This window comes from Nocardioides sp. NPDC059952 (assembly GCF_042730435.1).
Classification (GTDB): Bacteria; Actinomycetota; Actinomycetes; order Propionibacteriales; family Nocardioidaceae; genus Nocardioides.
In genome coordinates this window covers 1-12,211 of the sequence record NZ_JBHWLY010000113.1, presented here as the reverse complement: position 1 = coordinate 12,211, position 12,211 = coordinate 1, and the positions used below count along the sequence as shown (strand labels likewise).

At 66.6% G+C, this 12,211-nt stretch carries 17 protein-coding genes; 14 read left to right on the top strand and 3 right to left on the bottom strand.

Annotated elements, in window-relative coordinates; genetic code table 11:
• Positions 1-42: 42 nt before the first annotated feature.
• Complete coding sequence (locus tag ACFV9G_RS28690; RefSeq protein WP_378732670.1) at positions 43-684, bottom strand: hypothetical protein; 642 nt, start codon at positions 682-684, stop codon at positions 43-45.
• A 51-nt stretch (positions 685-735) separates the two neighbouring features.
• The gene (locus tag ACFV9G_RS28685; RefSeq protein WP_378732668.1) at positions 736-1,536 is read right to left on the bottom strand and encodes an SDR family NAD(P)-dependent oxidoreductase; all 801 of its coding nucleotides are present in this window, start codon (positions 1,534-1,536) and stop codon (positions 736-738) included.
• 225 nt (positions 1,537-1,761) lie between these two features.
• On the opposite strand from ACFV9G_RS28685, the gene ACFV9G_RS28680 reads away from it, so the two are divergent.
• The 13 genes from ACFV9G_RS28680 to ACFV9G_RS28620 all read left to right on the top strand — a co-directional run bounded on the left by ACFV9G_RS28680 (position 1,762) and on the right by ACFV9G_RS28620 (position 8,890).
• Positions 1,762-2,340, top strand: coding sequence for a TetR/AcrR family transcriptional regulator (locus tag ACFV9G_RS28680; protein WP_378732666.1), 579 nt, complete (start codon positions 1,762-1,764; stop codon positions 2,338-2,340).
• Positions 2,341-2,673: 333 nt separating this feature from the next.
• Entirely contained in the window at positions 2,674-3,348 is a 675-nt protein-coding gene (locus tag ACFV9G_RS28675) for a hypothetical protein (RefSeq protein ID WP_378732664.1), read from the top strand.
• Between the two features lie 3 nt (positions 3,349-3,351).
• Positions 3,352-4,602, top strand: coding sequence for an SRPBCC family protein (locus tag ACFV9G_RS28670; RefSeq protein WP_378732662.1), 1,251 nt, complete (start codon positions 3,352-3,354; stop codon positions 4,600-4,602).
• 2 nt (positions 4,603-4,604) lie between these two features.
• The gene (locus ACFV9G_RS28665) at positions 4,605-4,856 is read left to right on the top strand and encodes a hypothetical protein (protein WP_378732660.1); all 252 of its coding nucleotides are present in this window, start codon (positions 4,605-4,607) and stop codon (positions 4,854-4,856) included.
• 3 nt (positions 4,857-4,859) lie between these two features.
• Entirely contained in the window at positions 4,860-5,324 is a 465-nt protein-coding gene (gvpJ, locus tag ACFV9G_RS28660; protein WP_378732658.1) for a gas vesicle protein GvpJ, read from the top strand.
• 2 nt (positions 5,325-5,326) lie between these two features.
• Positions 5,327-6,076 (top strand): GvpL/GvpF family gas vesicle protein, encoded by a 750-nt coding sequence (locus ACFV9G_RS28655; protein ID WP_378732656.1) that lies wholly within the window; start codon positions 5,327-5,329, stop codon positions 6,074-6,076.
• On the top strand, positions 6,067-6,303 hold the full coding sequence (locus ACFV9G_RS28650) for a gas vesicle protein GvpG (protein ID WP_378732654.1): 237 nt from the start codon (positions 6,067-6,069) through the stop codon (positions 6,301-6,303). The genes ACFV9G_RS28655 and ACFV9G_RS28650 overlap by 10 nt, the downstream gene beginning before the upstream one ends.
• Positions 6,296-6,568, top strand: a complete 273-nt coding sequence (locus ACFV9G_RS28645; RefSeq protein ID WP_378732652.1) for a gas vesicle protein — start codon at positions 6,296-6,298, stop codon at positions 6,566-6,568. Before ACFV9G_RS28650 ends, ACFV9G_RS28645 begins: the two co-directional genes overlap by 8 nt.
• Complete coding sequence (locus ACFV9G_RS28640; protein ID WP_378732651.1) at positions 6,565-6,927, top strand: gas vesicle protein; 363 nt, start codon at positions 6,565-6,567, stop codon at positions 6,925-6,927. Before ACFV9G_RS28645 ends, ACFV9G_RS28640 begins: the two co-directional genes overlap by 4 nt.
• Positions 6,914-7,717, top strand: a complete 804-nt coding sequence (locus tag ACFV9G_RS28635) for a GvpL/GvpF family gas vesicle protein (RefSeq protein ID WP_378732649.1) — start codon at positions 6,914-6,916, stop codon at positions 7,715-7,717. The genes ACFV9G_RS28640 and ACFV9G_RS28635 overlap by 14 nt, the downstream gene beginning before the upstream one ends.
• Positions 7,714-7,911, top strand: coding sequence for a gas vesicle protein GvpJ (gene gvpJ, locus ACFV9G_RS28630; protein ID WP_378732647.1), 198 nt, complete (start codon positions 7,714-7,716; stop codon positions 7,909-7,911). The genes ACFV9G_RS28635 and gvpJ (ACFV9G_RS28630) overlap by 4 nt, the downstream gene beginning before the upstream one ends.
• Positions 7,908-8,558, top strand: coding sequence for a GvpL/GvpF family gas vesicle protein (locus tag ACFV9G_RS28625; RefSeq protein ID WP_378732645.1), 651 nt, complete (start codon positions 7,908-7,910; stop codon positions 8,556-8,558). Before gvpJ (ACFV9G_RS28630) ends, ACFV9G_RS28625 begins: the two co-directional genes overlap by 4 nt.
• Positions 8,555-8,890: a gas vesicle protein K gene (locus ACFV9G_RS28620; RefSeq protein WP_378732643.1), complete on the top strand. Its 336-nt coding sequence runs from the start codon at positions 8,555-8,557 to the stop codon at positions 8,888-8,890. Before ACFV9G_RS28625 ends, ACFV9G_RS28620 begins: the two co-directional genes overlap by 4 nt.
• A gap of 12 nt (positions 8,891-8,902) precedes the next feature.
• On the opposite strand, the gene ACFV9G_RS28615 is transcribed toward ACFV9G_RS28620, so the two are convergent.
• Positions 8,903-10,360 carry a serine/threonine-protein kinase gene (locus ACFV9G_RS28615; RefSeq protein WP_378732641.1) on the bottom strand — a complete coding sequence of 486 codons (1,458 nt, stop codon included), beginning with the start codon at positions 10,358-10,360 and terminating at the stop codon, positions 8,903-8,905.
• Between the two features lie 134 nt (positions 10,361-10,494).
• On the opposite strand from ACFV9G_RS28615, the gene tyrS reads away from it, so the two are divergent.
• The gene (gene tyrS / locus ACFV9G_RS28610) at positions 10,495-11,766 is read left to right on the top strand and encodes a tyrosine--tRNA ligase (RefSeq protein ID WP_378732639.1); all 1,272 of its coding nucleotides are present in this window, start codon (positions 10,495-10,497) and stop codon (positions 11,764-11,766) included.
• The last annotated feature ends 445 nt before the right edge of the window (positions 11,767-12,211 follow it).

Here is a 12,211-nt window from a genome sequence, read left to right as displayed (position 1 = left end):
CTCCCCTCCCGGGGGGCGCCCCGCCACCGGGGGACAGGCTCCTTAGTACTCGCCGGGGTATAGGCCCGGGCTAGGGCAGTCGGACCTGGGGCGGATCTTGATACCCGTGGGGATCGAGTTGTTGTTGAGGTCGAGCCCGCTGTTGGGGATCATGCACCACGTGTAGATGGCGCCAGTACTCGTGTTCCTGACTCGGACGAACGCGACGTCGTCATTGCGCGTGTTCCAGACTCGGATCCGCCCGGAGCGAATCGGCACCGATTGGTAGTAGTCCGTCACGTCCTGATAGCGGCGAAAGTATGTACCGGTGTAGGGCTGGTCGTCGTAGAAGCAGACGTTCGGGTAAGGGCACGTGCCGTAGCTGTTCGCCATCGATGGTGCCGCGGTGGTGAGGCCGAGCACAGTGGTTGCCGCTGCGATGGCCGCGGCAGCGGCTGAGACTCGTCGCATCAGACGTGATTTCATGACCGAGGTGCTTTCTGTCGCCGGAGAAGTGGGATGTCGGTTCATCGCTCGTGAGCGGCGCTCACGTTGCCTGTGCGGGCCCAGCGATGACTCAACGAAATTTTGCGGGTCTGCGGAGTCTGTAGAACCCGTACGTTCCCCGTACCAGCGATCATCACCATCGTCTTCGTCGGTTGGAACCAGTGCCGTTGACGGCGGCTCGATGGAAGAGCGGCTCATGGACCTCGAGAGTTGACCGGGCGGGCGGTGACCCACCCGCCCGGTCGTCTGTCAGTGGGCGTTCTTGACGTGCCCGCCATCAATGCGGATGGTGGCGCCGCTGATGTAGTCGGCAAAGGGGCTGCAGAGGTAGGCGACGGCACCGGCGATCTCGTCGGGTCGGCCGAGTCGGTTGCGGTCGTTGGGAACGAGTGAGTCGGTGGCACCGCGCTCGATCTCTTCCCACGAGCTTCCCCAGCCGCGGTCCGGTGCGATCTCGATGAGAAGGTCCTTGACCGCATCGACGAGAATCGCGCCGGGGGAGACGATGTTGGAAGTGACGCCGGTCCCGCGAAGCTCCCGGGCGAGTGATACCGCCAGGTTGTGTCGGGCCGCGAGGGTCGCGTTGTACTGCGGGTGCGTGTTCATCGGTTGAATGGCAAGGCCACCGCCGATCTGGATCACCCGGCCCCAACCCTTGTCGCGCATCTGCGGCGTGATCCGCTGGATCATGCGAACTCCGGAGATGACGTTGACGTTGTAGGTCTCTGCCCAGCTCTCGGAGGTCGCTGCCGTCCAGGACAGGTGCTTGTAGGAGCCCGCGTTGTTGACCAGGATGTCGATCCCGCCGCCGGCGAGCGCCTGCTCGGCGACGGCGTCAGCGGCAGCGTCGGTGGTCAGGTCGCCGAGAGCGATGCTCGCGGATCCGCCGTCCGCGACGATGGCGTCGGCGACCTCCTGTGCGCGCTGCTCGTCGCGACCGTGAATGACGACGTGCGCTCCTTCGTTGGCCAGCAGCTGCGCCGTCGCGGCGCCCAGACCGGAGCTCGATCCGGTGACGAGTGCTCGCTTGCCTGCAAGGTGAAGGTCCATCTGTCTATCCGTTCTCTTAGGTGCGATCCGGTGGGGTCGCAGGATCGTGGTGCCGCTCGCTCCGTGTGGGAGCTGGGAGCCACTGGCCCGTCGGCGCATCAAGCGCATCGGGGCGATCGCTAAAGTTGAGGCATACCTCCTCTTGTGCGGAGGCCACCCTCCACTTTATCGGAGGGTGGCCTCCGATTCAAAGGGGATTGTCCGCGTACCCGATGGGAGATCGTGATGAACGACCGAGTGGTTGACTGGCACCTGCCTGACGTCGAGCTGCGGCGCCCGCATCGCGCAGATGCACGTCGGAACTACGACGCTCTGCTGGTGGCTGCCCGGGAGGCGTTCGCCGAGCACGGCACAGGTGCGTCTCTCGAGGAGATCGCTCGAGGGGCTGGTGTTGGCATCGGAACGCTCTACCGGAACTTCCCGACGCGGCAGGATCTGTTCGACGCGGTGTACGTCACAGAAGTCGAGGACCTGTGCCGTGCAGCGTCGGAGGTAGATGGTCGTTCTCCCGACGCGGCGTTCGAGGCCTGGCTCAAGAGGTTCGCGGGCTACGTCGCGACCAAGCGAGCGATCGCCGAGGCTTTGAACCGCGATTCCGACATGTTCAGAGCATGTCGCAACGCGATGTATGCGGCAGGGGAGCCGCTCCTTCAGCGTGCGCAGAAGAACGGATCGGTCCGACAGGATGTCGACATCGACACCGTGCTTCGCGTGATCAGTGGTGTGGCTGCGGTCGAGTACCTCAGCCCCGACCAGCGCGAGCGTGCGTTCAGCATTGCCTTGGACGGAATGCGAACGCTGTGATCTCAGAACTCGTGACGATGAGCCGCTCGGCCGTGGCTTCCGTCCTCGGGGCATCACCTGATCGGTGACGCGTCGATGACCTGCTGCCACGCCGGCACAGGCGAAGAATGTTGATCGTGCGGCTCTAGGCATTCGTCCTTGCGCCCGACCTTCAACGCTGCCTCGAGAACGGTGTCGCCCGCCACCAGCCAGACGTCAATGTCCGGAGGTCAACCAGCGCTCTGCGCCTGCGGGTGGCACGAATTCAGGCATGTGAGGTATGTCACGTGGCTCTACGGGTACCTCCCGGGGTACGCGGGTGGTTGGAGGGCCGCCCGAGGAGGGAGCACCAACATGTCTGTCACCACACGAGTGGGAACCGCCGTCGCGGCGGGGTACGTGCTCGGGCGGTTCAAGAAGCTTCGACTCGCCGTGATCGTCGGGTCGGCGCTCAGCAACAGCGCCGTTCGCGACCGCAGCCTCGAGCTGCTGAAGATCGGTACGCAGAGCCTTGGCGGCTCGTCGGACGTACAGAAGCTCGGACAGCAGGTCAGCGGAAAGCTCGTCACGGCTGGTAAGGCGGCCGCGGTCGCCGCGGCCGCGAGCCAGATCGACAAGCTCAGCGATCGGTTGCACGAGCGGAGCACGCTCTGGGGCGCGTCGTCATCCGATGAGGACGCCGACCAGGACACCGACACGGACACCGACGAGGACACCGACGAGGTTCCGGAGGACGAGGAGCCCGAGGACGAGTACGAAGCCGAAGACGAAGCCGACGACGAAGCCGAGGGTGAGGAGCCTGAGGACGAGTACGAGGAAGAGCCTGAGGACGAGCCCGAGGACGAGTACGACGAAGAAGCGGAGGAAGAGCCCGAGGACGAGTACGAGGAAGAGCCCGAAGACGAGCCCGAGGACGAGCCCGAGGACGAGGCGGACCAGCAGGACGAGGACGACGAAGAGGAAAAGCCGCGCCGGCGTGCGCGGAGTGCCCGTCGTCAGCGCGCAGGTGCGCCGACAGGAGGTGCCTGAGTCATGACGGAACAGACTCGCAAGAAAGCGGCTGCCGAACCGGAGGACTCGGGCCTGCTGTCGCAGCTACCCGTTGATCGGCTGCGCAAGGAGGTCGTGGGGTTCAGCCGCGCCTTCGGGAAGCGGAGCCTGAGCAAGCTGGGAAGCGGCGTCGAGGGGCTCACGGACCGACTGACCGGCTTCGCCGACGGCATCCCTTCGATGAACGGGGCGAAGGCATCCAAGGGTGCCTCGACCGTGAAGGCGGGGGCGAAGGCGGCCGTCGACAAGGTCACGGCTCCGGTCGGCAAGGTGAAGAACACCGCCGCCCAGGTCAAGGACACGGCGACTCAGGTCAAGGACACCGTTGACAAGGTCTCGGGCGGTCTCAACAAGAGCGAGCAGCCCACCGGCAAGAAGCTCAAGGTGACCAACATCGTCGAGACGGTCGACGTACCCGTCAGCAGGGACGTCGCCTACGAGCAGTGGACCCAGTTCGAGGAATTCCCGTCGTTCATGAAGAAGGTCGAGAACGTCACGCAGGAGGACGAACAGGTCTTGACGTGGCAGGCCCAGGTGTTCTGGTCCCACCGCACGTGGAAGGCGACCATCCTCGACCAGGTGCCGAACGAGCACATCGTGTGGAAGAGCGAGAGCGAGAAGGGACGCGTCGACGGCGCCGTCACCTTCCACGAGCTCGCGCCGAACCTGACCCGGATCCTCGTCTCGCTCGAGTACCACCCGAAGGGCCTCTTCGAGCACACCGGGAACCTCTGGCGAGCCCAGGGGCGTCGAGTTCGCCTGGAGATGAAGCATTTCCGGCGTCACGTGGCCAACCACACGCTTCTCCACCGCGACGAGATCGAGGGGTGGACGGGCGAGATCCACGACAAGGAGGTCGTGGACGACGGTTCCGGCGAGGGCTCGGAGAAGAGTCAGAAGCGGAGCGGGAGGTCGCAGGCCCGTACGGCGAGCAGCTCCCGGAGCTCTTCCAACAACAGGTCTTCCGGGAACGGGTCGTCCGGTGACAAGCCGCAGGCGAAGAGGACGACCGCCAAGAAGACCGCGGCCAAGAAGCCGGCAGCCAAGAAGACCGCTGCGAAGACGACCGCTGCCAAGAAGCCGGCGGCCAAGAAGACCACGAGCACGCAGCGCCCGACGAAGCAGAGCGCGAGCAAGCGGAGTGCGAGCAAGCGGAGCCCGAGCAAGCAGAGCGCCAGCAAGCAGAGCACGAGCAGGCGTACGTCCTCCGGCTCCTCCACGAAGGCATCCTGACCATGACCGACGACGAACGCCGTGTCCAGGAGCTCGAGCGCGACGTCGAGGAGCTCATGGAGGAGGTCGATCGCTATCGGACCGCCACCGAGGACGCCTTGCAGCAGCTCGACTGGTGCATCGGCTACTTCGTCGGGTGCGGGAAATCCGGCCTGGCGAGGTCGCTCGGCGCCAACCGGGCCTACATCCGCAAGCACGTACTGAAGCGGGCCGAGCAACCCGTGCCCGCCGGCACCCCGGCAGAAAGCGACTGAGTCATGACCATCACCCAGCAGAACCGTTACCTCGACCGCCCGGCTCCGAGCAGCCTCGCCGACGTCATCGACACGATCCTCGACAAGGGTCTGGTGATCGACATCTATGTGCGCGTCTCGCTCGTCGGCATCGAGCTGCTGACGATCGACGCGCGCATCGTGATCGCCAGCGTCGACACCTACTTACGCTTCGCCGAGGCGGTGAATCGGCTGGACCTCACCGACACCCAGACGCACGGCATCCCGGAGCTGATCGAGGGGGTGACCGAGTCCGGAGCCAAGGGGAAGACATCCGGAGCGATCGAAGGAGCCAAGGAGAAGCTCGGGAGCATTCTCGGCGGAGACGATGAGGACGACGACAAGAACGACGACGAGAACGACGACGAGCACGAAGGTCAGGGTCGCAAGCAGCCTGCTCGGCGCACTCGGAAGAGCACGTCCAGACAGACCAAGGACAAGGAGGACTGATCGTGCCTGTCCACGTCTACGGAGTCACGGACACCTCGGTCACGGTCCCCGTGGACCGAGAGGGACGATCCAAACGTCCGCTGCGCCACGTCGACGGCGACGGCCTTCGGGTCCTTGTCAGCGATGTGGACGCCGACTCGCGCGTGCTGCGCGAGGACCTGATGGCGCATGCGCACACGCTCGAGGCGATGGCTGCGCTCGGGACGGTGCTGCCCATGCAGTTCGGCATCGAGATGCCGGACGACGACACCGTGCGCCACGAGCTGATCGAAAGCCGCGGTGACGAGATCCGCCCGCTCCTGGAACGGTTCGAGGGCCTGCTGCAGCTCACCGTCGCGGTTGACCTGATCGAGCAGGAAGCGCTCAAGGAGGTGCTGCGGCGAGACCCCGATCTCGTCGCGCTGCGCGACCACGTACGTCGAGCCGCCCCGCAGGACCGGCACTCGGCGGAGGTACGTCTTGGCGAGGCCATCGCGGCCGCGCTCGAAGCGCTGCGGGCCGAGGTCGGCGACGGCGTCGTCGACCAGGTCGCCCCGACCGCCCGCGCCGTCTCCCTCGGCGAGCTCCGCGGAGCTCTGCAGGCCGCCGAGGTGTTCTTGCTGGTCGAGCGAGACCGGCAGAGCGAGCTCGACGCCATGGTCACCACGCTGCGCGAGGATCTGGCACCGCTGGCGTCGCTTCGCTACGTCGGCCCGCAGCCGCCGTACGCGTTTCTCGACGCTGCCTCGTCGGAAGAGCTCTCATGGGCTTGATCACGCAGCTGCTGACCCTGCCCATCGCTCCCGTGCGCGGTGTGGTGTGGGTGGCTGAGCAGATCCGCGACGAGGCCGAGAGCCAGTACTTCGACCCGGCCACGATCCAAGCGGCGCTCGAGGACGTCGACGCCCGGCGGGAGGCCGGCCTGTTGACCGAGGAGGAGGCTGCCGATCTCGAGGAGGCTCTCGTACAGCGCCTGATGGCCGGAGGCTGGCATGAGTGAGCCCAGCAAACCCACCCTGTCCTCGATCGCCGAGCATGTGCTCGAAGAGCTCGAGGCACTCGTGGGATGTCCCGCAGAGGGCGTCACGGCAGTCCGTCGCGACGACGACGGCTGGGTCGTCCACGCTGACATCCTCGAGTTGGAACGAGTTCCGGAGACGACCGATGTCCTTGCCTCCTACGAGGTGACCGTCGACACGGGCGGGGAGATCACGGGCTATCGCCGTGTCCACCGCTACGTCCGAGCCCAGGTGGAGGAGCGATGACCGAGACCCAGCGTTCGCCGATGTTCGTGAGCAACCGGCCCCAGTCCTCATCCGAGAGCCTCGCCGACGTGCTCGAGCGTGTTCTCGACAAGGGCATCGTCATCGTCGGTGACATCCAGGTCCGGCTGCTCGACATCGAGCTGCTCACCATCAAGGTGCGACTCATGGTGGCCTCCGTCGACAAGGCCCGCGAGATGGGTATCAACTGGTGGGAGGGCGACCCGTTCGTCAGCAACCTCGAGGACCAGCAGAAGCAGGACGAGGAGCTCGACCTCCGTCAGCGGCTCGAGGCGCTCGAGCGCAGCATCGGCGGCGAGAGCCAGATCGTGGAAGGTGAGAAGAGTCGTGAGCGGCGCTGACCCGGCCGCAGTCGTCCATGCGTACGGACTCGTCCAGGGTGACGAGCCGCGGCCCATGCCTGAGCGCGGGATCATGAACGCGGACATTCGCACCATCCCGTTCCACCACCTCGAGGTGGTCGTCAGCGATCTGGCGGCCGCATCCTTCGGCGAGGCAGCGTGGGCGGAGCACGGGGAGGACACCCGGTGGGTCACGCCCGTCGCCGCTGCTCATCACGACGTGCTCCAGCATCTGGTCGAGCACGGTGACGTACTGCCGCTGCAGCTGCCCGGCATCTACCCGAGCGATGAGGCTCTGGTCGCGGCGTTGGACTCGAGTCGCCAGGTCCTCGAACGTGCGTGGCGGTTCCTGGCCGGACGCGTCGAGTGGTCCGTCCAGATCTTCCCGACCTCGTCTCCACGCCCGACCGAGGCGACCACCCCGCGCAGCGGCCGTGAATACCTCGAACGGCGCCGGTCGCAACAGGACGCCCGCAGCACCGAACGCGGACGGCGCGAGGTCGCCCTCACGCAGACCGACCAGGCGCTGGCTCGCGGCTCGGCCGCGAGCGTCGTGCGCGCCCCGCTCGACGCTGCCGTCACCGGCCGGGACGAGCCGATGCTGCTCAACAGCGCCTACCTCGTGGCGCGGGACGAGGAGCAGCGATTCCTAGGCGTCGCCGAAGAGCTCCACCACCATCTGGTCGCCACCGCCGCCATGCGTATCGAGGTGACCGGGCCGTGGCCGCCTTACAGCTTCGTCGTTGCGGAAGAGCCGCACGACGAGGACCTGAGCGGGGCGGTGCCATGACGCTCGAGCGTTCTCCCGCACTCGACGAGACCTCGCTCGTCGACCTCGTCGACCGTCTGATCGACGGCGGTGTCGTGGTGGGCGGCGACATCGTCCTCTCGCTCGCCGGAGTCGACCTCGTCTACCTCGGCCTGCGCCTGGTTCTCGCCCCGGCCCACAGGGTCTCGCTACCCGGGTCCGGGAGACAGCCATGATGCTCCTCTACGCGGTGGCGACCGCGGCTGCCGGCAGCACCGGCGAGATGGTCGACCCCCCGCTGCAAGCACACCGTTCCCGCGGGTTGACTGTCTTCGTCCAACCACGAGCGGAGCCGCCCGAGCGGTCGACGCGCGAGCTCCTCGGGTTCGGACGAGTCCTCCACCAGCTGTGGTCGTACGTCCCCGTGCTGCCGATGCGCTTCGGGGCGGTCGTGAGCGACACCGATGAGCTGGACCAGCTGGTCGCGGAGCGCGAGAGCGAGTGGACCGACCGGATCGCCGCTGTCACAGGGCACAGCGAGTGCATCGTCCATCTTCCGCTGCCCGATCGTGTCCCCGATCGTGTCTCCGAACGTGTCAAGGACGAGCAGACGGGTTCGGACTATCTCCGCCGGCGCGCGGCGGAGCTGAAGCAGCATGACGCCGAGACCGCGGAGCTGAGGACGTTGCTCGCTCCCTACGCCTCGGAGCTCACGACGCTGCCGTCGGTCCGTCCGCAGGAGGCGCGGCTGTCGGTCCTGCTCCCCGACGAGCGCGTGGAGGATGCCCGGGAAGCCGTTCGAGACTGGGCCACGAGCCGGCACGAGGTGATGGTCACCGGCCCGTGGCCCCCGTTCAGCTTCTGCCAGGAGGTCAGCACATGACGCGGCCCGACAAGACAGATCCATGGCCCCTGGACCTGGACGGGGAGACCGACCTGCCCTCCGCCTTGAGCAGACGGATCGATGCGGATCCGGAATCCGTCGAGAAGGGGCTCGTACAGCTCGTGCTCACCCTGGTGGAGCTGCTCCGGCAGCTGATGGAGCGCCAGGCGATCCGCCGCATGGATGCGGGAGGCCTGAGCGAGGAGGACATCGAGCGGCTGGGGCAGACCCTGATGCTGCTGGACGAGAAGATGACAGAGCTGCGCGACCATTTCGGGCTCGCTCCGGAGGACCTCAACATCGACCTGGGCCCGCTGGGCAAGCTCCTCTGAGGAGCTCGGCGCTCAACCCTCGCTGTTGATGAGGTATTTCCCGTCGGCGTAGACGAGACCCAACGTCACCGTGCCGCCGTCCTTGCGGCCGTCCTTCATCGCGTAGTTGTAGGTGTAGGTGACCTTGAGCGGGTCGACGCTGGGGGAGACCGAGACGACGCTGGTGCTCGCGACGGTGGTCCACCAATCGCGGTAGCCCTCGATCCCGCCGCTGCTGGACTGGAAGGCAGGGGTCAGCATCGAGCTGAAGGCGGCGTCGGGGTTCGCGGGCGCGGTGGCGAGGTAGCTGCGGATGAAGGCGTCGATCCCCTCGGCGGTCGCGCCGGAGGTCTCGGTCGCCGAGGGGCTCTGGCTCGGGGACTCGCTGGCCGTCTCGCTGGGTGGCGGCTTCTCCGATGCCTCCTCCGACTCCTCGTCCGCTTCGTCCGTGGCTTCGTCGGTAGCCTCCGAGAGCGGCGATCCGGACGCGACCGGCTTCGGCTTCGCACTCGGCTCCTCGCCGCGATTGGCCCACAGTGCTCCACCGACCACCAGCACCAACGCCGCAGCGACGACCAGCGCGATCGGCCACCAGCGGCGCCGCGCCGGGGTGCTGGTCGACTGTGCCAGTCCCGAAGGCGCGGCCGGGGCCGGAGTCGGTGCCGCGACCGCGGCAAGGGTCTGCGTACGCAGCGCCACCGGCTCCAGCTTCTCGGCCGCCAACCGCCCGGCCAGGAAGTCGACGACGTCCTCGGCCGACCATCGCTCGGCGGGGTCGTACGCCATCGTGTGCTCCAGCAGCGGCGCGAGCCGACCTGCCAGCGGCGTACGCGGCGGGTCCTCGTGCACCACCCGATACAGCGTCGCCAGAGCATTGTCGCCGATCCCGTAGGGAGGCTCGCCCGTCAGCGCCTGGAACAGCGTGGCCCCCAGCGACCACATGTCGCTGGCCGGCGTGGCCCGCCCGCCGGTGGCGATCTCCGGAGCCAGGTACGCGGGGGAGCCGGTGACCTGACCGGTCTGGGTGGTCTGGGAGTCGACGCCACGCGCGATCCCGAAGTCGGTCAGCTTCGCGCGGTCGGCGCGGCCGACCACGATGTTGGCGGGCTTCACGTCCCGGTGGACGATGCCGGCGGCATGGGCCGAGCGCAGGGCGGAGGCGATCTGACCGATCAGCCTCGCGGCGTCCTCGATCGGCAGCGGGCCGTCGTCGCGCACCATGTGAGCAAGGGTCTTCCCCTCGACGTACTCCATCACCAGCCACGGCTTGTCGTCATCGCGCACCAGGTCGAAGACGGCGACGACGTTCGGGTGGACCAGTCGTGCGGCGAGCTGTGCCTCGCGCTCGACCGCGGCATCCGATACGCCGTCGAGTGCGATCAGCTGTTTGAGCGCGACCGAACGCCCCAAAATGTCGTCGGTGGCGAGCCAGACGGCTCCCATCGCTCCCCGGCCGAGCTCCCTCTCGAGCCGGTACCTCCCTGCGATCACCCAGGTCCCCTCAAATCTTGAACGCGTTCGCCAGTGGTCAACTCTAGGGGGTATCGCCTACTACCCTTGCTTCCGGGACAACCCGTTCCGGGCCCCGGAAACACCATCTGAGAACGACCTGAGAAAGGCACCACGTGTCCATCGATCCCACACTCCTCGACGACCTCGAGTGGCGAGGCCTCATCGCCGACTCGACGGACCGCGACGCGCTCCGAGAAGCGCTCGCCGGCGGGAGTGTGAAGTTCTATATCGGGTTCGACCCCACCGCGCCGAGCCTGCACATGGGCAACCTTCTCCAGATCACCATGGCGATGCGCCTGCAGCGGACGGGCCACACGCCCTACGTACTGGTCGGCGGTGCCACCGGCATGATCGGCGACCCGCGCGACTCGGGTGAGCGCACGCTCAACTCGCCGGAGACCGTCAAGGAATGGGTCGGGAAGGTGCGTAGCCAGATCGAGCGGTTCGTCTCCTTCGAGGGCGAGACCGCCGCGACGATGGTCAACAACGCCGACTGGACGGCGTCGTTGTCGGTGATCGACTTCCTCCGCGACATCGGCAAGCACTTCCCGGTCAACCGGATGCTCGCCCGTGACACGGTGAAGAAGCGTCTCGAGGACGGCATCTCCTACACCGAGTTCTCCTACATCCTCCTGCAGTCCATGGACTACCTGAACCTCTTCCGTACGCACGGAGTGAGTCTTCAGTTCGGTGGCTCGGACCAGTGGGGGAACATCACCGGCGGTGTCGAGCTGGTCCGCCGGGTCACCGGCGAGACCGTCCACGCCTTCACGACTCCGCTGATCACCAAGGCCGACGGCACCAAGTACGGCAAGACCGAGGGCGGCGCCCTCTGGCTCGACCCGACGATGATGTCGCCCTACGCCTTCCACCAGTTCTGGCTCAACGTCGAGGACGCCAAGGTGGGGGAGATGCTCCGTGTCTTCACCTTCCTGTCCCACGAGGAGATCGAGACCCTGGAGGAGCAGCACGCGGAGAAGCCGTTCCTTCGAGCGGCCCAGAAGGCGCTCGCCGATCACATGACGACCTTGGTCCACGGGGCGGGGGAGACCGAGCAGGCCAAGCAGGCCGCAGCCGCGCTCTTCGGCGGCGGCGACCTGGCCACCCTGAGCAGTACGACGCTGGCCGCCGCGATCACGGAAGCCGGTGCCGTCGAGCTGGAGCGTGGTGAAGAGCTGCCGACCTACGTCGACCTCTTCATCGCCGCCGGTCTCGTCTCTTCCAAGGGGGAGGCCCGCCGGACGATCTCCGAGGGCGGGGCGTACGTCAACAACGTCCGTGTCGAGGACGCTGAGGGGGCGCTCGGCGAAAAAGAGTTGCTCGGGGACGGCTGGGTAGTCCTGCGTCGGGGCAAGAAGAAGTTCGCCGGCGTACGCCTCAAGTAGGCTCTGACCTGCAAGAACGCCCCAGTGAAGGTGACCGCCTTCGCTGGGGCGTTCCTCGATTTGGCAAGGGCGTCACTGAGGCGTAATGTTCATCTGGTCGCCGGGGTGCGGCGGGAAGCAAGTTCGAGTCTTCGAGCGGGTTTCCGGCCCCTGAGTCGGCCGCCAACATTCTCGAGCTTCAGCTCGGTTCAGAGTCTCTCTGTCAGGTCTTCGGATCAGGCATCACGACCGTGACGAACCGCAGTTTGACCGTCTTGTGCTGTGTGGCGTGGATGTCGTGTTTATCCGATAAGAGCGAGAATTCGCCGAGTTGGACAACAAAACGAGATCCGATAAAGTCCTCCAGGACGGAGGCGGATAAGGCTTCAAACTTTCAGCGGGAAAGCGCGGAACGCGCCGAATTGCGAAAGCGAGAAACACTCCGCTAAAGTCGGGTAAGACGAAG